20 protein-coding genes are annotated in these 20,372 nt (G+C 66.7%); 12 read left to right on the forward strand and 8 right to left on the reverse strand.

Annotated features, from left to right (window positions below):
- Positions 1–33 precede the first annotated feature (33 nt).
- From ACJEIK_RS25375 to ACJEIK_RS25385, 3 genes are all read left to right on the forward strand, one after another.
- Positions 34–327: a hypothetical protein gene (locus ACJEIK_RS25375; RefSeq protein WP_061006708.1), complete on the forward strand. Its 294-nt coding sequence runs from the start codon at positions 34–36 to the stop codon at positions 325–327.
- Positions 328–450: 123 nt separating this feature from the next.
- Positions 451–1,836 (forward strand): histidine phosphatase family protein, encoded by a 1,386-nt coding sequence (locus ACJEIK_RS25380; protein ID WP_409430468.1) that lies wholly within the window; start codon positions 451–453, stop codon positions 1,834–1,836.
- Positions 1,837–1,933: 97 nt separating this feature from the next.
- Positions 1,934–2,851 (forward strand): LLM class F420-dependent oxidoreductase, encoded by a 918-nt coding sequence (locus ACJEIK_RS25385; protein ID WP_135356015.1) that lies wholly within the window; start codon positions 1,934–1,936, stop codon positions 2,849–2,851.
- 59 nt (positions 2,852–2,910) lie between these two features.
- Here ACJEIK_RS25385 and ACJEIK_RS25390 read toward each other — a convergent pair whose 3' ends face one another.
- On the reverse strand, positions 2,911–3,816 hold the full coding sequence (locus ACJEIK_RS25390; RefSeq protein ID WP_135356014.1) for an SDR family oxidoreductase: 906 nt from the start codon (positions 3,814–3,816) through the stop codon (positions 2,911–2,913).
- Positions 3,817–3,828: 12 nt separating this feature from the next.
- Positions 3,829–4,593, reverse strand: a complete 765-nt coding sequence (locus ACJEIK_RS25395; protein ID WP_064859675.1) for an SDR family oxidoreductase — start codon at positions 4,591–4,593, stop codon at positions 3,829–3,831.
- A gap of 57 nt (positions 4,594–4,650) precedes the next feature.
- On the opposite strand from ACJEIK_RS25395, the gene echA20 reads away from it, so the two are divergent.
- From echA20 to ACJEIK_RS25425, 6 genes are all read left to right on the forward strand, one after another.
- Positions 4,651–5,406, forward strand: a complete 756-nt coding sequence (gene echA20 / locus ACJEIK_RS25400) for a (7aS)-7a-methyl-1,5-dioxo-2,3,5,6,7,7a-hexahydro-1H-indene-carboxyl-CoA hydrolase (protein WP_135356013.1) — start codon at positions 4,651–4,653, stop codon at positions 5,404–5,406.
- 1 nt (position 5,407) lies between these two features.
- Entirely contained in the window at positions 5,408–6,307 is a 900-nt protein-coding gene (locus ACJEIK_RS25405) for a CoA transferase subunit A (protein ID WP_064859677.1), read from the forward strand.
- Positions 6,304–7,053 (forward strand): cholesterol ring-cleaving hydrolase subunit IpdB, encoded by a 750-nt coding sequence (ipdB, locus tag ACJEIK_RS25410; RefSeq protein WP_135356011.1) that lies wholly within the window; start codon positions 6,304–6,306, stop codon positions 7,051–7,053. Before ACJEIK_RS25405 ends, ipdB begins: the two co-directional genes overlap by 4 nt.
- On the forward strand, positions 7,050–8,120 hold the full coding sequence (ipdC, locus tag ACJEIK_RS25415; RefSeq protein ID WP_064859678.1) for a (3aS,4S,5R,7aS)-5-hydroxy-7a-methyl-1-oxo-octahydro-1H-indene-4-carboxyl-CoA dehydrogenase: 1,071 nt from the start codon (positions 7,050–7,052) through the stop codon (positions 8,118–8,120). Before ipdB ends, ipdC begins: the two co-directional genes overlap by 4 nt.
- A gap of 576 nt (positions 8,121–8,696) precedes the next feature.
- Positions 8,697–9,524: a lysophospholipid acyltransferase family protein gene (locus ACJEIK_RS25420; protein ID WP_226519805.1), complete on the forward strand. Its 828-nt coding sequence runs from the start codon at positions 8,697–8,699 to the stop codon at positions 9,522–9,524.
- A gap of 123 nt (positions 9,525–9,647) precedes the next feature.
- Positions 9,648–10,640, forward strand: a complete 993-nt coding sequence (locus ACJEIK_RS25425) for an FUSC family protein (RefSeq protein ID WP_138250831.1) — start codon at positions 9,648–9,650, stop codon at positions 10,638–10,640.
- Positions 10,641–10,649: 9 nt separating this feature from the next.
- On the opposite strand, the gene ACJEIK_RS25430 is transcribed toward ACJEIK_RS25425, so the two are convergent.
- Positions 10,650–12,953 (reverse strand): FdhF/YdeP family oxidoreductase, encoded by a 2,304-nt coding sequence (locus ACJEIK_RS25430; protein ID WP_409430469.1) that lies wholly within the window; start codon positions 12,951–12,953, stop codon positions 10,650–10,652.
- A gap of 92 nt (positions 12,954–13,045) precedes the next feature.
- Between ACJEIK_RS25430 and ACJEIK_RS25435 the strand changes: the two genes are divergently transcribed.
- A complete protein-coding gene (locus tag ACJEIK_RS25435) occupies positions 13,046–13,942 on the forward strand; it encodes a LysR family transcriptional regulator (protein ID WP_409430470.1) in 897 nt (298 codons plus the stop codon).
- Here ACJEIK_RS25435 and ACJEIK_RS25440 read toward each other — a convergent pair.
- From ACJEIK_RS25440 to ACJEIK_RS25450, 3 genes are read right to left on the reverse strand one after another with little or no spacing between them, the layout of a single operon-like run.
- Positions 13,939–14,901 (reverse strand): cation diffusion facilitator family transporter, encoded by a 963-nt coding sequence (locus ACJEIK_RS25440; RefSeq protein WP_409430471.1) that lies wholly within the window; start codon positions 14,899–14,901, stop codon positions 13,939–13,941. The two genes, ACJEIK_RS25435 and ACJEIK_RS25440, sit on opposite strands and share 4 nt — an antisense overlap.
- Positions 14,902–14,921: 20 nt before the next feature.
- The gene (locus ACJEIK_RS25445; RefSeq protein WP_409430472.1) at positions 14,922–16,454 is read right to left on the reverse strand and encodes a WS/DGAT/MGAT family O-acyltransferase; all 1,533 of its coding nucleotides are present in this window, start codon (positions 16,452–16,454) and stop codon (positions 14,922–14,924) included.
- Positions 16,455–16,485: 31 nt separating this feature from the next.
- Entirely contained in the window at positions 16,486–17,268 is a 783-nt protein-coding gene (locus tag ACJEIK_RS25450) for an SDR family NAD(P)-dependent oxidoreductase (RefSeq protein ID WP_409430473.1), read from the reverse strand.
- A gap of 94 nt (positions 17,269–17,362) precedes the next feature.
- Here ACJEIK_RS25450 and ACJEIK_RS25455 point away from each other — a divergent pair, with 94 nt between their 5' ends.
- On the forward strand, positions 17,363–17,980 hold the full coding sequence (locus ACJEIK_RS25455; RefSeq protein ID WP_409430474.1) for a QsdR family transcriptional regulator: 618 nt from the start codon (positions 17,363–17,365) through the stop codon (positions 17,978–17,980).
- Between the two features lie 28 nt (positions 17,981–18,008).
- On the forward strand, positions 18,009–18,359 hold the full coding sequence (locus ACJEIK_RS25460; RefSeq protein WP_409430475.1) for a hypothetical protein: 351 nt from the start codon (positions 18,009–18,011) through the stop codon (positions 18,357–18,359).
- Between the two features lie 2 nt (positions 18,360–18,361).
- On the opposite strand, the gene fadA6 is transcribed toward ACJEIK_RS25460, so the two are convergent.
- A complete protein-coding gene (gene fadA6, locus ACJEIK_RS25465; RefSeq protein ID WP_061006877.1) occupies positions 18,362–19,516 on the reverse strand; it encodes a steroid 3-ketoacyl-CoA thiolase FadA6 in 1,155 nt (384 codons plus the stop codon).
- A 44-nt stretch (positions 19,517–19,560) separates the two neighbouring features.
- Positions 19,561–20,163: a TetR/AcrR family transcriptional regulator gene (locus tag ACJEIK_RS25470; protein ID WP_133426418.1), complete on the reverse strand. Its 603-nt coding sequence runs from the start codon at positions 20,161–20,163 to the stop codon at positions 19,561–19,563.
- Between the last annotated feature and the right edge of the window lie 209 nt (positions 20,164–20,372).

Raw genomic sequence — 20,372 nt, forward strand, 5'->3', positions numbered from 1 at the left:
TCCGAAAGGGGCTCTCACGATCGGAGAAATCTCATGAAGCGCTCCATCATCGTGCCGTGTGTGGTCACCGCATTTGTCGCGCTGTCGCCCGCTGGCATCGCCCTCGCCGACAACCCCCACGCTCCCGGCACCACCGGCCAGCCCGGCAAGGAGGCGAGCGACGACCCCGCTCTGAAGCCGCCGGGCTTCAGCAGCAAGGGTTTCGCCAATGCGGAACAGCATTACGCGGGAAGCGAATTGAATCCGAACCGTGGCAACACCGACAAAGCCGTCAGCCAGTACGACGTCGCCGGCTTCCAGTGGGAGCAGCACCACCCGGCGGGTTAGCCGCGGCACTGTTGGTCCGCCAGCAAAGTTTTCCGATTAATTGACGGAACGGACTAGACAGATTCATAGATGTGTACATAGTGTGGCCCTGCACACATCCAGGGCAACACTATGGAGCCGTCTATGTCATCAACGTTCCGTCGGGGGCTGTCACGCAGCCGGACGTTCAAACGCGGAGCACGAAGCGCGGCGGTGCTGCTCGCCGCCGTCTTCATGTTCCTCACCTCGGCCTTCTCGGCCTGGGCCGCAACCAACATCACCATCACGTTCGTCCGGCACGGCGAATCCGAGGGCAACGCCTCGGGCCTGATCGACACCAAGATCCCGGGCCCGGACCTGACGGCGACAGGTCAGACGCAGGCCCAGACCGTTGCCGGCGTCCTCGCCAATGACGGCCTGGCGCACGACGCGATCTTCGCCTCCGACATGGTGCGCACCCAGCAGACCGCTGCGCCGTACGCCACCGCGACCGGCATGCCGGTGACAGTGCTGAACGGCCTCCATGAGGTGCAGGCCGGCATCTTCGAAGGCCAGTCGCAGGACTCCGGCTTCGCCCGCATCCTCTACGCCCTGATCCCGCTGTCGTGGGCCACCGGCAACCTGCTGATGCCGATGCCCGGTTCGCCCGACGCGAACGGCATGGTCTTCCAGGACCGGTTCAACGGCGCGGTCGACGACATCTACGCCAGTGGCGCGCAGAACCCGGTCGCCTTCGCGCACGGCATGTCGATCATGGCGTGGACCCTGATGAACGTGCAGAACCCCGACCTCACGCTGATGCTGAAGCACCCGCTGGGCAACACCGAGATCGTCACCGTGACCGGCAACCCTGAGGACGGCTGGACCCTGGAGGACTGGGGCGGCATCGCCGTCACGCAGAACCCGGCGCTGCCCACCAAGCTGTTCGTCAACGTCCGCGACGCCGTCAAGGTGCCGCAGATGGCGCTCTACAACGTGGCCACTGCCCTCCGCAGCGGCAACATCTCGAACATCGCCAATGCCATTCGCGACGGGGTGTTCGACACCGCCAAGGCCGTCGTGAATCTGCCGGTCAACATGGTCAAGAGCGTCGTGAAGTCCATCCAGACCGGCACCGTCTTCAAGGCGGCACCGCCGCCGGCATCCGTGCAGGCCGTCACCCCGAATGCCACCGCGGCGAAGGACACCGACAGCGCCGACAAGCCCGCGGTCACGCCGACGCTCGCCAAGCAGGTCTCTGCCCTCAAGCCCGCCGGTGGCAAGGACAAGACCGGCAAGGCCGTCGCCGAGACCAAGGCCTCGCAGGTCGACAGCACCAAGGCCGACGACGCGAAGGCCGGGGACACCAAGGCCGACGACGCGACCGCGGGAAACACCACCAAGGGCGCCGAGGACAAGCCCACCAAGGCCAAGAAGGACAAGCCGAAGAAAGACAAGTCCGACAAGGCTGACAAGCCGAAGGCCGAAAAGCCCAAGAAGGCCGAGAAGCAGAAGAAGGACAAGGCCGCGAAGGCCGAGGCCGCCAAGTAGGTAGCTCAAAAAAGCTCCCCCAGAACGAGTTTCGTTCTGGGGGAGTTTTTCTTTTGTGTGCGGAATCAGGGGCGCGGCCCCGGTGGTTGTCGTTGATATGCCGACCGGAGTTGTGCTCGATCCCGACCGTAGTTCCCCCAATCATGTCGCTGCCGCGATCGACCAGGCCCGCCGCGCCTACAACGCCGGCGTGGAACAAGTGTGGATAGCCCAGCAGTTCGACCACGACGCCATCTCGCTGGCCGGTTACGTCGGTGCCGCCGTGCCGGGGCTCGGCGTCGGCACGTTCGTCGTACCGGTCAACCCGCGCCATCCGCTGACGCTCGCCTCCCAGGCACTGACCGCCCAAGCGGCCACCGGCGGCAACTTCAGCCTCGGCCTCGGTCTGGGGGCGCATGGTCCCGAACAGGTGGCTTTCGGCACCGCATGGCCCAACACCATCGGCCGACTGCGCGAACACCTGCAGGTGCTCCGGTCGATCCTGGACACCGGCACCGTCGACTTCCACGGCGACGAGTTCACCGCGGCCCCGCAGTTCCCGGTGACGATCGCCGGCGGGACTCCCCTACAGGTCTACGTCGCGGCCATGGGACCCAAGGCATTACGCGTGACAGGAGAATTGGCGGACGGCACGCTGCCCTATCTGGCCGGGCCGCGCACCGTCGAGGATTTCATCGTGCCGACCATCACCGCGGCAGCCAGCGCAGCCGGCCGGCCCGCGCCCAAGGTCATCGCCGCGGTACCGGTCCTCGTGACCGACGACGTCGACGACGGCCGGGCCCGCGCGGCCGAGGCCCTCGAGTTCTACACCACCATCCCGTCGTACGCGAAGGTGATCGAACGTGAAGGCGTCGACTCCGTCATCGATCTCGCGGCGGTCGGCACTGCCGCGCAGGTGTCCGCGCAACTGCGGCGGTACCTCGCGGCGGGTGCGACGGACATCGTGCTGAGCCCTCTCGTCCGTACGGGCGTCGCGGCGCTCGAACCGATCTGGGATGTCGCTGCTGCGTTGTAGGCCCGGCAAAAAAGCGCCCCCGCAACGTCATTCGTTGCGGGGGCGCTTTCCAACGGTGCTTACGAGCCGTAGACCGGCACCGCGGGACGCGCCTTGGCAAGCAGATCGGCGACCACGGGGCCCAACTCGGCCGGGTCCCACTTGGCGCCCTTGTCGATCTCGGGGCCATGCGCCCAGCCCTCGGCGACGCGAATCTTGCCGCCCTCGAGCTCGAACACCTTGCCGGTGACATCGCGCGACTCGACACTGCCCAGCCACACGACGAGCGGCGAGATGTTCTCGGGTGCCATGGCATCGAAGGCCTGGTCCTGAGTGGCCATCATGTCGGCGAAGACGGTCTCGGTCATGCGGGTACGCGCCGACGGCGCGATGGCGTTGGCGGTGACGCCGTACCGGTCCATCTCGGTCGCGGCGACCAGCGTCAGCGCGGCGATGCCGGCCTTGGAGGCGCTGTAGGTGGCCTGGCCGACGCTGCCCTGCAGGCCCGCGCCCGAGCTGGTGTTGATGATGCGCGCGTCGACGGTCTCGCCGGCCTTGGACTTGGCCCGCCAGTACGCGGCGGCGTGCTTCATGGTTGCGAAGTGGCCCTTGAGGTGCACCGCGGTGACCGCGTCGAATTCCTCTTCGGTGGCGTTGGCGAACATGCGGTCGCGGACGATGCCGGCGTTGTTCACAAGAACGTGCAGGTCGCCATATGTATCAATGGCCTGCTGGATCAGGGCCGCGGCCTGGTTCCAGTCGGCGACGTTCGAGCCGTTGGCGACGGCCTCGCCACCGGCGGCGACGATCTCGTCGACCACGTTCTGCGCGGCACTGCCACCACCGGCGGGCGAACCGTCCAGGCCGACACCGATGTCGTTGACCACGACGCGGGCGCCTTCAGCGGCGAACGCGAGCGCGTGCTCGCGCCCGATTCCGCCGCCGGCACCCGTCACGATGACCACGCGGCCGTCGAGCAATCCCATTTGTCTCTCCCTTTACTTGTTGGCGTTTGACGCTTCGAGATAGTGCGGCGGCTCGCCGCCGCCGTGCACTTCGAGGGACGCGCCGCTGACATACGACGCGGCCTCGGAGGCCAAAAATGCTGCGGCCCAGCCGATATCGGTGGGCTTCGCCAACCGCTTCAGCGGCACCGTCGCGGCGACGGCGGCGACCGACTCGGCGTCGCCGTAGAACAGTTCGGACTGCTCGGTCTCGACCATGCCGACGATGACGGAGTTCACCCGGACCTTGGGTGACCATTCGACGGCGAGCGTCGTGGTCAGGCTGTCGATGCCGGCCTTGGCGGCGCCGTACGCACCGGTGCCCGGGGTCGGCCGGTGGGCGCTGACGCTGGAGATGTTGACGATCACTCCCCCGGTGTCCTGCTGTTGCATCACCGCGTTGGCGTGCGTCGAAACCAGCAGCGGCGCAATCAGGTTGAGCTCGATGATCTTGGTGCTGAACTTGGCCGACGCATCGGCGGCCAGCGCGAACGGGGAGCCCCCGGCGTTGTTGACGACGACGTCCAGCCGGCCGTGCTTGGCGACGATGGCGTCGATCATGGCCTTGACGGCGGCGTCGTCACGTACGTCGCAGGCGTGGAACTCGTAGGGCAACCCCTCGACCTCGCGCCGCGCGCAGGTGATCACAGTGGCGCCCTGCTCGGCGAACACCGCGCTGATGCCGGCGCCGACGCCGCGTACACCGCCGGTGACCAGCACCACGCGACCGGCCAATTGCAGATTGATTCCAGCAGTCACTGTGCTAGCGTACCAAGCAAGTGCTTGCTTAGGTACCCGTCCCCCAGGAAGTGACTGATGACCATCACCACCAAGACAGTCGAACCGGGCATCGTCTCGGTCACCGTGAACTACCCGCCGGTCAACGCCATCCCGTCGGCAGGTTGGTTCGAACTGGCTGACCAGATCACCGCCGCCGGCCGCGACAAGAGCACTCACGTCGTGATCCTGCGGGCCGAGGGACGCGGCTTCAACGCCGGCGTCGACATCAAGGAAATGCAGAACACCGAGGGCTTCGGCGCGCTGATCGACGCCAACCGCGGCTGCTACGAGGCGTTCCGTGCGGTGTACGAATGCCAGGTCCCGGTCATCGCGGCGGTCAACGGCTTCTGCGTCGGTGGTGGCATCGGCCTGGTCGGCAACGCCGACGTCATCGTCGCCTCCGACGACGCGAAGTTCGGCCTGCCCGAGGTCGAGCGCGGCGCCCTGGGTGCCGCCACCCACCTGTCGCGCCTCGTGCCGCAGCACATGATGCGCCGGATGTTCTTCACCGCGGCGACCGTGCCCGCGACGACGTTGCAGCACTTCGGTTCCGTGCACGAGGTCGTGCCGCGCGAGGAGCTCGACGAGGCCGCGCTGCGCGTCGCCCGCGACATCGCGTCGAAGGACACCCGCGTGATCCGCGCCGCCAAGGAGGCGCTGAACTTCATCGACGTGCAGCCCGTCAACGCGCGCTACCGCATGGAGCAGGGCTTCACCTTCGAACTGAATCTGTCCGGCGTGTCCGACGAGCACCGCGACGAGTTCGCGGGGACCAACAAGGGGTCGAAATAATATGGCAGACAAGACAACAACTCTCGAGGCCGCGGTCGCCGAGATCGAGAGCGGCATGACCATCGGCATCGGTGGCTGGGGTTCACGCCGCAAGCCGATGGCGTTCATCCGCGCGCTGCTGCGCACCGACGTCACCGACCTGACCGTCGTCACCTACGGCGGACCGGACCTCGGATTGCTCTGTGCCGCAGGCAAGGTCAATCGCGTCTACTACGGCTTTGTGTCGCTGGACTCGCCGCCGTTCTACGACCCGTGGTTCGCACGCCGTCGCATCGAAGGCGCGATCGAGGCCCGCGAGATGGACGAAGGCATGCTGCGCTGCGGTCTGCAGGCTGCCGCGCAACGCCTTCCGTTCCTGCCGATCCGCGCCGGCCTCGGCAGCGACGTCCGCGCCTTCTGGGGCGACGAGCTCAAGACCGTCACCTCGCCGTACGAGACCGACGGTGCGCATGAGGAACTCGTCGCGATGCCGGCGCTGAACCTCGACGCCGCGTTCGTGCACATGAACCTCGGTGACGTGAAGGGCAACGCCGCCTACACCGGCATCGACCCCTACTTCGACGACCTGTTCCTGATGTCGGCCAAGCGCCGCCACCTGTCGGTCGAGAAGATCGTCTCCACCGAGGAACTGGTGAAGTCGGTTGTGCCGCAGCAGCAGATCATCAACCGCATGATGGTCGACACCGTGGTCGAGGCCCCGAACGGCGCCCACTTCACCACCAACGAGCCCGACTACCGGCGCGACGAGAAGTTCCAGCGCCACTACGCCGAAGCCGCCGGCTCGGACGAAACGTGGGCCGAGTTCGTCAAGACCTACCTGTCCGGAACCGAGGCCGACTACCAGGCCGCCGTCCGTAAGTTCGCCGAGGCCCAAGCAGCCCAGAAGGAGGCCGCCAAATGAGTGACGCAACTCGCGCCGAGGTCTGCGCCGTCGCCTGCGCCGAATTGTTCCGTGACGCAGGGGAAATCATGGCCAGCCCCATGACGACCGTCGTGCAGATCGGGGCCCGCCTCGCCCGGCTGACCTTCTCCCCCGACATCGTCATCACCGACGGTGAGGCCCGCATGCTGGCCGACACCCCGGCGATCGGCGCGCCGTTCGCCGTCGAGGGCTGGATGCCGTTCAACCGCGTTTTCGAGACGCTGGCCTGGGGCCGTCGCCATGTGGTCATGGGCGCCAACCAGATCGACCGCTACGGCAACCAGAACCTGTCGGCCTTCGGCCCCATCCAGCAGCCGACCCGCCAGATGTTCGGTGTCCGCGGCGCGCCCGGCAACAGCATCAACCACGCGACGAGCTACTTCGTGGGCAACCACACCAAGCGCGTGTTCGCCGAGTCGGTCGACATCGTCTCCGGAATCGGTTGGGACAAGGTCGATCCGGCCAACCCCGCGTACCGCTTCCTGAACGTCTACCAGGTGGTCTCCAACCTGGGTGTGTTCGACTTCAACGGCCCCGAGCACCAGATGCGCGCGGTGTCGCTGCACCCGGGTGTGACGGCCGACGAGGTCGCCGACAACACCTCGTTCGAGGTGCACGGCCTGGACGCCGTCGGTGAGACCCGCCTGCCGACCGCCGACGAACTGCAGCTGCTGCGCGAGGTGATCGACCCGAAGTCGTTCCGCGACAAGGAAGTCAAGGCGTGAGCAAGCTCAAGACGCCGCTGACCGAACTGGTCGGCATCGAGTATCCGGTCGTGCAGACCGGCATGGGCTGGGTGGCCGGCGCGCGACTGGTCGCGGCCACCTCCAACGCCGGTGGTCTCGGCATCCTGGCGTCGGCGACGATGACGCTGGACGAGCTACAGACCGCCGTCACCAAGGTCAAGGCGGCCACCGACAAGCCGTTCGGCATCAACATGCGTGCCGACGCCGGTGACGCGGACGCCCGCTGCGACCTCCTGATCCGCGAAGGAGTCAAAGTCGCCTCCTTCGCCCTGGCTCCCAAGCCCGAGCTGATCGCCAAGCTGAAAGCTGCCGGGGTCGTGGTGATCCCGTCGGTCGGCCTGGCCAAGCACGCCAAGAAGGTGGCGAGCTGGGGCGCCGACGCAGTGATCGTGCAGGGCGGCGAGGGCGGTGGCCACACCGGCCCGATCGCCACCACGCTGCTGCTGCCGTCGGTGCTGGACGCCGTGAAGGACACCGGCATGCCGGTGATCGCCGCGGGTGGTTTCTTCGACGGCCGTGGCCTGGCGGCCGCGCTGTCCTACGGCGCCGCCGGCGTCGCGATGGGCACGCGGTTCCTGCTGACGTCGGACTCGACCGTCCCCGATGCCGTCAAGCAGCGTTACCTGGAAGCCGCCCTCGACGGCACTGTGGTGTCGACCCGCGTCGACGGCATGCCGCACCGCGTGCTGCGGACCGGGTTGGTGGAGAAGCTCGAAAGCGGTTCGCCGGTACGCGGTTTCGTCGCCGCGGTCGGCAATGCCCAGAAGTTCAAGAAGATGTCGGGCATGACGTGGCGGTCGATGGTCAAGGACGGCCTGGCCATGCGCCACGGCAAGGACCTGACCTGGTCGCAGGTCGTCATGGCCGCCAACACCCCGATGCTGCTGAAAGCCGGTCTGGTGGAAGGCAACACCGAGGCGGGCGTGCTGGCGTCGGGCCAGGTGGCCGGCATTATCGACAGCCTGCCGTCGTGCGCCGAACTGGTGCCGCGGATCGCCGACGAGGCCATCGCACATCTGCAGGCGGCGACGAGCTACATCGTCTAGTTCCCGCCCCAGCCGGCGCAAAGCCCCCAAATCTTCTGGATTTGGGGGCTTTCGCGTGCTGGGCACTCGACAAGCAAATGCCTTGTGGGCGTTGACTGTGCGCTGACGCAGACAAAGGTCGAGTAGCGAGGATCCTGGGCGCACGATCAACGTGAGACCGGTATTGATTCCGCGACCACGGCGCAAAAGCCCGAGTAGCGGAGACCCTAGACGCAGGATCAACGGGGAGCCGAGATTCCCCAGCAACATTCACCCGGACTGTCAACTCCAGCAGATGACGTTGGCTTCTCGCGACAACATATCCGCGAAATCACGCCGGATCTTCGGCCCCCGAGGATGTCGCGGCACGCCCGCGCTCTCCGTAGCGTGGTCATCGACCCCAGCGGCAAGGTTCCTACCTGCTACAACAGGCTCGACAAACCGCACCAGAGAGGTAACCGGTCGAATGACTGTCATCGGTGGTGTGGCCTACATCGTCGTCACCTTGCTCCCCGTTCTGACCCTTGCCGCGATCAACGCCATAGTTCGCGCGATCGGTAGGCGCCGCGGACGGCCAGACCCCGCAAACGAGGACTCATGACCACGCTGACCGCCGCCCCGGCCCCTGCTCCGGGCATCCCAAACCCGACCTTCATGCGGTACGTCCAGAACCCGATCTGGAACTTCCTGTGCGATCACTACTTCCGGCTCGAGATCGACGGCTGGCACAAGGTGCCCGACGAACCGTCGCTGCTGATCGGCATCCACTCCGGCGGCTCCCTGACGATGGACGCCTGGACCCTGGTGCACTCCTGGTACCGGCATTTCGACGGGCAGCGCATTCTGCACGGCACCGCACACGACGTGCTGATGAGTGCCCCCGGTCTCGGTGACTACTTCCGCGCCGTCGGCGTCATCCCCGCGTCACGCGACGGGGTGACGAATGCGCTTGCCGCCGGCCGCGACGTCGTGGTGTGGCCGGGCGGTGAGCTCGACGCCATGCGCACCTGGCGCGACCGTGACAAGGCGATCCTCGCCGGCCGCAAAGGCTTTGTGAAGCAGGCGATCCGGTCCGGTGTGCCGATCGTCCCGGTGGCGACGGTCGGTGGGCACGACACCGTCTTCGTGCTCAACGAGGGCAAGTTCCTGGCCAAGTGGAGCGGCCTCGGAAAGCGGTTGCGCGGCGCCAACATGCCGATCATCGCCGGCTTCCCGTTCCCGCTGGCCGTCGAGGTACTGCCGATGCACCTGCCGCTGCCCGCGAAAATCCGCACCGAGCTGCTCGACCCGATCTACGTCGACACCGACCCCGAGCGTGCCAACGACGCCGCCTACGTCGACAAAATGTATGACGAGGTGCAGTTCGCCATCCAGTCCGGTATGGACCGGCTGGCCAAGCGGCGCAGCTTCCCCGTCCTGGGGTGACGCGGTGCGGCGACACGCTCGATAGGCGCCGCCGATCACCTGCTCGGTATTTCCACTTTGACGGCCGCTCCCCGGATACGACAACCTGATTCAGCCAGTCGTTTCATCGATCGGAGTGAGCCGATGCGCACCGTCTACATGCGCGTGCGCCGGGCCATGACCCCGCCGATGGAAGACCATCGGCCGGCACTGCGGGTCGCGCTCGGGCTGGCCATCCCCGGCATCGCGCTGCTGGCGGCGGGACGCCCCGACCTGATCATCTACGCGGTGTTCGGTGCGATCACCGGCATGTACGGCCGCACCGAAACCCGCGCCCGGCGATTCGCTCACCAGACGCAGGGCGGTGTGATCCTGGTCCTCGGTGTGGCCATCGGCGTGCTGCTCGCCAATTCCCATGTGCCACCGGCTGTCCTGGTCATCGCTGCGGTGGCGTTCGCCACTGTGGGCTCTGTCGTGACCGACTACCTGGTGCTCAAGCCGGAGGGGCCGTTCTACGGCGTTTTCGCTCTCGGTGCCATTGCCACGGTACCTGCCGGCCGGGTGGCGCCATCGTCGGCGATCTTGCTTTGTGCCGCAACAGCTTTGCTGTGTGTCCTGTTGGGTGTGCTCGACGCGCCGCGGGCCATGACGCCGACCATCCGCCTCAGCCTGCCGAACCACCGCGACGTGCTGGTCCACGCCGGCCGCTACGCGCTCGCCATCACCGCCGCGGGCACCGCCGGCCTGGCACTGGGTGTCGACCATGCCAACTGGGCCATCGCCGCGGCCGCCGGACCGCTGGCGGCCGCCGATGCCAGTGGCCGGATCAGACGCGGAATCCACCGTCTGGGCGGCACTTTCATCGGACTGGCCGTGGCGGCCGCGCTGCTGGTGCCGGGGCCCAGCCCGTACGTGCTGGCGATCTGCGTGATGGCGCTGCTGTTCCCCACCGAACTGTTCATGGCGCACCACCACGCCGTGGCGCTGGGTTTCTTCACCCCGCTGATCATGCTGATGACCGACCTTGCCGCACCCACCGAACCGCTCGTGCTGCTGGCCGCTCGCGGCATTGACACCATCATCGGCGTCACCGCCGCCATCGCGGTGTCGATGCTGTTGCCGGGCACTCGCGAGTAACGCGCGGCGCTAAGCGCCCGCCGACTTCGTCACGGTCACCTTCACGTTCTTCATGATCGGCTGGTCGCTCTGCGTGCTGAAATCGCCGATGGCACAGAGCACATTCATCTCGGGCATGTAGCCGGCCGCGTTGCCGCGCGGGATGCCGTACGGGACGGCCTTGTAGCGGCGCAGTGAGCGGACGCTGCCGTCGCGCGCGGTGGCGACGATGTCGACGTCGTCGAACTCCTTGATGCCGCGGTCGGCCATGTCGCGCTCATTCATGAAGATGAGCGTGCGCAGGTTCTTGATACCGCGGTAGCGATCATTGTCGGAGTACACCGTGGTGTTCCACTGATCATGCGAGCGCAGAGTCGCCAGGATCAGCGTGCCCTCACTGACCGTGTCGTCGGGCAACTCGACGGCCGAGAACTCCGCGCGACCAGACGGCGTCAGGAAGACCAGCTCCCGCGCGGGCTGCTTGATCCGGAAGCCCAGCGGCAGCCGCACCCGCCGGTTGAAGTCCTCGAAACCGTTGAGCACCTTGGCCATCGTGTCGCGGATGCGGTCGTAGTCCTCGACGTACCAGTGCCACGGCGTCTGGCTGTTCGGCAGCGCGGCCGCGGCGATACCTGCGATGATCGCCGGCTCGGACAGCAGGTGCGGCGAGGCCGGCTTCTTCATGCCGACCGACAGGTGCACCATGCTCATCGAGTCCTCGACCGAGGTGGACTGGATGCCCTCCTTCTGATGGTCTTTCTCGGTGCGGCCCAAGCACGGCAGAATGAGCGCCTGCCGGCCGTGAATGACGTGGCTGCGGTTCAGTTTGGTGCTGACCTGGACGGTGAGCTCGCACTTCTGCAGGCCCGCGAAGGTGTACGCGGTATCCGGTGCGGCACTGGCGAAATTGCCGCCCATACCGATGAACACCTTGACGTCGCCGCTGTGCATGCCCTCGATGGTGTGGACGGTGTCGAGGCCGTGCGCGCGAGGCGGGTCGATGCCGCAGACCTCACCCAGCCGGGCCAGGAACTCCTCGGTCGGCCGGTGGTCGATGCCGCAGGTGCGGTTGCCCTGCACGTTGCTGTGCCCGCGCACGGGTGACGGCCCGGCACCCTCGCGACCCAGATTGCCGCGCAGCAGAAGCAGATTCACGATCTCCCGGACGCTGTCGACACCGTGCTCGTGCTGGGTGACGCCGAGGCACCAGCTGATGATGCTGCGGTCCGAGTCGCGGTAAATCTTGGCGGCCCTGCGGATATCGCGTTCCGGCACCCCGGACTTGTAGACGATCTCGTCCCACGAGGTGGCCTCGACCGCCGCCCGGTAGGCCTCGAACCCGGCGGTGTAACGCTCGATGAACTCGATGTCGAGTGCCTTCGGGTCCGTTTCCGACTGTTCCAGAACAACTTTGGCGATACCGCGGATCAGCGCCATGTCACCGCCGATGCGGGGCTGCAGGTTCAGCGTGCTGGTCTTGGTCGACTTGAAGGTCGCCATCCGCAGAAAGTCGTGCGGGATGATGGTCTTGGTGGCGCCGGCCTCGACGAGCGGGTTGATGTGCACGATCTGCGCGCCGCGGCGGTAGGCCTCCGACAGCGCGGTGAGCATGCGGGGCGCATTGGACGCGGCGTTGACGCCGATGACGAACAGCGCGTCCGCGGTCTCCCAGTCCTCAAGGTCGACGGTGCCCTTGCCGGTGCCCAGCGCCGCCTGCATGGCGCGGCCGCTGGCCTCGTGGCACATGTTGGAGCAGTCCGGCAGGTTGTTGGTGCCCAGCTCCCGGGCCAGCAGTTGGTAGAGGAACGTCGCCTCATTGCCCAGCCGCCCCGACGTGTAGTACGACGCCTGGTTCGGGTCGTCGAGTTCCGCCAGCGCGCGGCCGACGAGGTCGAAGGCGTCGCGCCAACTGATGGGCTTGTAGCGGTCGGTCTCGGCGTCGTACACCATCGGCTCGGTGAGCCGGCCGGTGTCTTCGAGCGCGAAGTCGCTCCACTCCGCCAGTTCCGAAACGGTGTGCTGGGCAAAGAACTCCGGCCCACAGCGCTTGTGCGTCATCTCCCACGTGACGTGCTTGATGCCGTTCTCACAGATGTCGAGCTTGAGGCCCTTCATGTCGTCGGGCCAGGCGCAGCCCGGGCAGTCGAAGCCACCGTCCTCGTGGTTCATCTTCATGATCGCGTGCGGTCCACTGATGGGTTCACGCTCACGCGCCAGGAACTTCGTGACGCTGATCGCCGCACCCCAGCCGGCGGCGGGATGATGGTAGGGCTTGAACTCAGGTTCACCCTGCTCGTCAGACTCGGTTCGCTGCTCAGTGCTCCGGTCGGTCATGTGACAAGTCTGCTAGGCAGGGGAGCCCCACGTCCAAGGGCAATTTTCGACAGCCTGATAGGCGCCACCTATCAGACGTGATCGAATAATCCATGCTCTTCCGCCAGCTCGAATACTTCGTGGCGCTCGCGCGCGAGAAGCACTTCGCGCGCGCCGCTGCCGCCTGCTACGTCTCGCAACCAGCGTTGTCCGAGGCCATCCGCAAGCTCGAGAACGAACTCAAGGTGCCGCTGGTACGGCGCGGGCAGAGCTTCGAGGGTCTGACGCCCGAAGGCGAACGGCTGGTGCTGTGGGCCCGCCGGATTCTGGCCGATCACGACGCACTCATCCACGAGGTCACCGCGTTGCAGACGGGTCTGACGGGCGAGCTACGGCTCGGCGTCATCCCGGCCGCGTCGGGCACGGTGGCCCTGCTGACCGATCCCTTCTGCCTCGAACATCCATTGGTACGAGTGCAATTGGAGAGCAGCCTGCGTTCGGCGGGCATCGTCGAGCGCATCCGCCGATTCGAACTCGACGCCGGAGTCATCTACCCCGACGGCGTCGACACCGCCGGTCTGACGGTCACGCCGCTCTATGAAGAACGGCAGGTGCTGATCGCCGGCGCCGAACTGCTTGCCAGCCAGCCGAATCCGCTGACCTGGTCCGACGCCCTGGAACTGCCACTGTGCCTGTTGAACACCGGGATGCGCGGCCGCCAGCTGCTCGACGACGTCCTCGCGGCGCACGGCCTGACGGCGACGCCGCGGCTCGAGGCCGATTCGGTGGTGTCCCTGCTGGCGCACGTCAGCGGTGGCCGGTGGGCGAGCATCGTCCCCCAGACCTGGCTGGACACTTTGCGCCCGCCCGACGGAGTGCGGGTGGTTCCGTTGGACGAACCCCAGGTGACGGCGACGGTCGCGCTGGTCACCAGCGCCGCCGAGCCTGGCTCGGTGCTGGCGCGCGCGTTGGTCGCGACGGCGCACCGCGCGCCGATCAACCCCGACTAGCGATACCACTCGGGTAGCGCGGTCGGACGCAGATCGGTGGTGTCGCCCGGCCGGGTCAGGGTCAGCACGGCGCGCACGATCTCGGGGCGGTCCGCCAACGCGTCGGCGATGGCGTTGAGCCGCGCGGCGACGTTCGATTCGGCGGCGTCACCGACGAGGTCGACGGCAGCGACGAGATAGATCCGGTTCGCCCCAACCCATTCCATGTGCAGATAACTGACCCGCTCGATGTCGTGATGGTCGAGCAGGGCCAACAGGGCGTTGTTGCGCGCGAGCGGCGTGACGGACTCCCCCGTCAGGAAATCCATGTTGCGTCCGATGAGGAACAGCGCCACCAGCCCGAGCAGCAGTCCGACCAGGATCGAGCCGATGGCGTCCCAGACCGCGTTGCCGGTGAGTTGGTGGGCCAAGATGCCGCCCGTCGCGATCACGATGCCGATGAGGGCCGACAGATCCTCGGCGAAGACCGCGCGCAGCATGGGGTTCGACGTGACGCGGATGTAGCGCAACGGATGGATCCGTCGCTCCAGCGCGCCGGACTTCGTCTGCGACAGCGCTTGCAGGAACGACGATCCCTCCAACACGAACGAGACCGCGAGCACCGCATAGGCCCAGCCGTAGGACGTCGCCTCGCCTTCGCCGTTGAGGGACTGGATGCCATGCCAGATCGACACCACGGCGCCGACGGTGAACAACCCGAAGGCCGCGAACATCGACCAGATGTAGCCCGCCCGGCCGTAGCCCAGCCGATGTTCGGCATCGGCCGGCTTGTCCGACTGCCGGGTACCGATCAGCAGGAACACCTCATTGCCGGTGTCCGCCCAGGAATGCGCCGACTCGGCGAGCATCGACGCGCTGCCCGTGACGGCGGCCGCGACGGTCTTGGCCACCGCGATCAGGGCGTTGGCACCGAGCGCGATGACGACGGTCAGAAAGCTCTCGTCGCCCGAACCACTCATCCCCTCAACACTAGAGCCCGTCAGTAGGCGTCGCCGGGTTGAACGACGCGGACCGGTCCGCGTCGCGGCGCCGGGGGCTGCGGCTCCTGAACCCATTGGGCGCCGCTGGCCGCCATCAGCCGGCCGATCTCGTCGATGTGCATGTCCGCCAGGTCCCACACGTCGGGCACCAGCTCGCGGTCGACGATGAAGCCGAAGTCCAGGCGGTCCAGATAGCTCACGACGGTGATGTTGAGTCCCTGTCCTTCGGTGACGATCGAGACCGGGAACTGATTGACCAGCTGCGCTCCCGCGAAGTACAGCGGCTTGCGCGGACCGGGCACATTCGAGATCACCAGGTTGAAGGGCGTGGCCGCGATGCGGTGTGCCAGCCCGAATCGGGACGCCAGCCGCATCGCGGACGTCGACAGCACCGGTGCCGAAACCTGCGCCATGTCACCGAGTTGACTGGCGGGCACCAGATTCAGCAGGCGCTTCGCGTCGAGCATCGCCGCGCGGCAGCGGGCCACGCGCTCGAGCGGGTCGGCGCAGTCGGTCGGCAGTTCGGGGAAAATCGCGGACACCCGGTTGGTCCAGGGGTCCTCTTCGTCGCCGGTGCGGATCGACACCGGCACCATGGCCCGCAGCGGGCCGTCGGGCAGCGCGTCGTGGGCCTGCAGGTAGCTGCGCAGACCGCCGGCGCAGATCGCCATCACGATGTCGTTGACCGTGCCGCCCGTCGCGGTCTTGAGCTGCTTGACGTTCTCCAGCGACGCGGTGCGCATGGCGAACCGCCGATGCCCGGTGATGGGCTTGTTCCACGGGGTGGGTGGCGCGGCCGAGGTGGGTAGCGGAATCCTCGGGCCGTCTTCTTTACCAAGGCGCGCAATGGCTTTGATGGCCGAGCCGGCCTTGCCGGCGGCGCTGCCGATGCTGTCGATACCCGCGGCGTCGGCGAGCTGGCCGACCAACCGGGTCTGGAACCGCAGCGCCTTGACCGGATGGCCCGCCAGGTTGATGACGGCCCTGCGCAGCAGGTCGATGTCGCTGGGCAGGGATTCGGGTTCCCAGGCCGGGCCGGGGCCGGGCGGTGTGGCGTCCGGTTCGGTGTCGGTGAGGATGTTGAGCATCAGCTGTCCGGCGGCCCCGTCGATGGTGGCGTGGTGGTACTTGGTCAGCATCGCCCAGTTGCCGTTGTCCAGGCCGTCGATGACGTAGACCTCCCACAGCGGCCGGCTCCGGTCCATCGGGCGGCCGACGATGCGGGACACCTGGTCGGCCAGCTGGTCGACCATTCCCGGCCGGGCCAAATGGATTTCGCGGATGTGGAAGTCAAGATCGAAGTTCGGGTCGTCGACCCAGTACGGGTGGTCGAGACCCAGCGGCACCTCGACGAGTCGCCGGCGCAACGGTTCGAGTTCACCGATGAGCGAGGCGTACTTCGCATGGACGGCGCTGTACGGATCGAACTCCTCGCTGGGCCGCTCGAAGATCATCAACCCGGTGACGTGACCGAATGTCGTCGGCGTCTCCAGGTAGAGGAAAGTGGCGTCCATGCCGCTGAGCTGCTTCACGAGTGTTCTTCTCCTAGACGGTTTTTGGCGCTCAGCTGGTGAGCAGGCCGCCCTCGACGGGCAGGGTGATTCCGGTGACGTAGCTGCTGGCATCGCTGGCCAGGAAGATCAGCGCGGCACTGAGTTCCTCTGTGCGCCCGAGCCTTCCGGCCAGGGTTCGGGGCAGGACGGTGCTCTCGAAGTAGCCGTCCGCGTACTGCTCGGTCATCTCGGAGGCGAAGAATCCGGGCGCCAGGGCGTTGACGCGGATGCCCTTGCGTCCTGTCCACTGCTGGGCGAGGTCCCGGGTCAGGCCGATCAGACCCGCCTTCGATGACGCGTACGCCGCCTGAGGGAGGCCGGCGGTGGTCAGGCCGAGGATGCTGCTGACGTTGATGATCGAACTGCCCGGCTGCATGTGGGCGGCGCACGCCTGCGCCATCCAGTAACACCCGTTCAGGTTCAGGTCGATGACGGACCGGAACTGCTCGGGCGTTTCGCGCGTCGCCGGGACGGCCGTGCCCACTCCCGCATTGTTCACCAGAATGTCGACGCGCCCGAAGGAATCGACAGCAGCCTGCACCAACGCCTTGCAGTCGTCGGGGTTGGTGACGTCGGTGCGTACGGCGACGGCCTTGCGACCTGCCGCTTCGACGAGCGCCTTGGTCTCGGCCAGCCGGTCATCACGCCGCGCACCCAGGACGACGTCGGCGCCGGCCTGGGCCAGTGCCTGCGCAAAGCCGACGCCGAGGCCACTCGAGGCGCCGGTGACGACCGCGACGCGGCCATCAAGACGGAACAGATCAAGGATCGAAGATGAGTCGCTCGGGGTCACTCGTGCATCATATCCAGATATGATGCATACTCGAGACTGATCGAGATATATCTCACTCAGACATCAGCCGCTACCATGATGCGAAGGCCGCGGGATGAACAGGAGGTGCCCCATCAGCGAGACACCGCTGGGACGCATGCTGGCATCGACCGACCGGCGACCCGACCCGCTCGAGGCGTTCCGCATCGCGCGTCGCTGGTTCATCGAGGGTCGCCGCATCGAAATGCAGGAACTGGCAACCGAACTCGGCATCAACCGGGCGACGCTGTTCCGCTGGGTCGGCGGGCGCGACGAACTGCTGGCCGAAATCCTGTGGTCACTGGCCGAGCCCACGCTCAAGGCATCGATCGCCGCGGCACCCGGGCACGGCGCCGCACACATCGCACGGGCCGTCGGCCACTACGCCACGGTGATCGATGAAGCCGGCTTCTTCCAGGCGTTCCTGCGCCGCGAACCCGAACGCGCCCTGCGGATTCTGGCCACCCGCGCCGGCACCCTGCAGGGCCGCCTGGTCGCCGCGATCGAAGAACTGCTCAACGACGAGATCGCCGCGGGTCAGCTCGATCCACCACTGCCCCCGCGCGACCTCGCGTTCCTCATCGTCCGCATCGTGGAGTCATTCCTCTACGCCGACATCATCACCGGTGAACCACTGGAGGTCGGCAAGGCCGAGCAGGCCATCGGCGCGCTACTAGGTCACCGACCCGGATAGTCAGCGTCCCATTCCGGGCGGGGCCGGCATGACCGGCACCGGGTTGGGCACGGTCACGCTGGACGGCGGCACGGTGACCGTGACGGTGCTGGTGCTGGCCCGCGTCGACGGGGTCGTCGGCGGTGTCGACGGACCGATGGGAACGCCCGGGATGATCTCCGTCGAGGTCACCGTCGTCGAGGTGGAGCTGGAGGTGGACGTCGCCGGCGGCGGCGATTCGTCCGAACAGGCGCTGACGCCGAGAGCGGCTGCTGCCACGGAGATGACGACGATGGACCTCAACATGATTGCCGAATGCCCGCTGGTCCGAACCGATAAACCCGGACAGACACAAAACTGCCCCTCTCCCAGGGGAAAGGGGCAGTTTCGGCGTGCCTGAAATCAGAGGCGCTCGATGATGGTGACGTTGGCGGTGCCGCCGCCCTCGCACATCGTCTGCAGGCCGTAGCGGCCGCCGGTGCGCTCCAGCTCGTTGAGCATGGTGGCGAACAGCTTGGCACCGGTGGCGCCGAGCGGGTGGCCCAGCGCGATGCCGCCGCCGTTGGGGTTGACCTTCGACAGATCGGCCTTGAGGTCCTTGGCCCACGCCAGGACGACGGGCGCGAACGCCTCGTTGATCTCGACCACGTCGATGTCGTCGATGCTCAGGCCGGTCTTTTCCAGCGCGTACTTGGTCGCGGGGATGGGGCCGGTCAGCATCTTCACCGGGTCGTCGCCGCGGCAGCTGATGTGGTGGATACGGGCGCGCGGCTTGAGTCCGTGAGCCTTGACCGCGGCCTCGGAGGCCAGCAGCGTCGCCGACGCCGCGTCCGAAATCTGGCTCGCCAGCGCGGCGGTCAGGCGACCACCCTCGACCAGCGGCTTCAGCGAGGCCAGCTTCTCCCGGGTGCTCTCGCGCGGGCCTTCGTCGACCTTGAAGTCGCCGACGGGGATGATCTCGTTGTCGAAGCGGCCCTCACGGATCGCGGTGAACGCCCGCTGGTGGCTGTTGAACGCGAACTCTTCCATCTCGTCACGGGAGATGTCCCACTGCTCGGCGATCATCTCGGCGCCGCGGAACTGCGAAATCTCCTGGTCGCCATAGCGTTCCACCCAGCGCTTCGACTCGTTGGTCGGCGAGGTGAAGCCGAACTGCTCGCCGACGATCATGGCCGAGCTGATCGGAATCTGGCTCATGTTCTGGATACCGGCGGCGAGGATCAGGTCGGCGGTGCCGGACATGATCGCCTGGGCCCCAAAGGAAATGGCCTGCTGCGAGGAACCGCACTGTCGGTCGACGGTGGTGCCGGGGACAGCCTCGTCGTAGCCGGCGGCGAGCCACGTCAGGCGACCGATGTTGCCGGCCTGGCCACCGATGGCGTCGACGCAACCGACGATGACGTCGTCGAACGCAGCGGGGTCGATGTCGTTGCGCGCGAAAATCCCGCGGTACGCCTCTACACCGAGGTCGATCGGGTGGTAGCCGGCGAGGGCACCACCCTTCTTGCCGACGGCGGTGCGCACAGCGTCGATGACGTACGCCTCAGATGCGGCCATTTCTCATCTCCTTCTTTGGGTGAAACTCATTTGGCGGCAAGGCGTTACGGAGCTACCGCGACGCCGCCGAGCACGATGGTCAGGTAGTGCTGCCCGACGTCTTCCGCGGTCAACTTGCCACCCGGCTGGTACCAGCGCACCGACACCCAGGTGGTGTCACGGATGAAGCGGTACACCAGGTCGACATTGAGGTCGGACCGGAAAACGCCTTCCGCCATTCCCTGCTTCAGGACGTCGACCCACATCTTGCGCTGCTGGCGATTGCGCTCATCGACGAAAGCGAACTGCGGCAGGATCCCGAGCCGCTTGGCCTCGTCCTGGTAGATGACGACCTGCGCGTGCCGGTGCTCGATGGCGTCGAACGACGCCATGAACAGACCCTTGAAACGCGCCAGCGGATCGGGCTCGGTGGCGATGATCTGCTCGTACCGGGTGAACAGCCAATCGAGGAAGTCCCGCATGACCTCTTCGACCATCTGTTCCTTCGATTTGAAGTGATGGTAGAGACTGCCTGACAGGATTCCTGCCGAGTCTGCGATGTCCCGGACGGTGGTTGCCTTCAGCCCACGCTCAGCGAACATCGCCGCGGCGAGCTGAAGAAGCTCGTCGCGCCTGGTCGCGGGTTGGCTGGGCGGTGGTGACGCCATCGCAACAGCATAGCAACCAAGCGCTTGTTAGGGCGACTGAGTGGGCCAGTGAGTGTCACCACTGTGTGGGACAGATTCTGTCCTACTCGCCCAACGGGAGCTAAATGGCGATAAATCGCAGAATTCTGGCTCTACTGACGTTTGCATGGGTCACTCGTCCGGCCTTGCGGCGAAGGTCACGGCCTCTTTCGACGATTCACGTTGACCCC

The organism is Mycobacterium sp. SMC-16, from assembly GCF_046250085.1.
GTDB classification, from domain to species: Bacteria; Actinomycetota; Actinomycetes; order Mycobacteriales; family Mycobacteriaceae; genus Mycobacterium; species Mycobacterium phocaicum.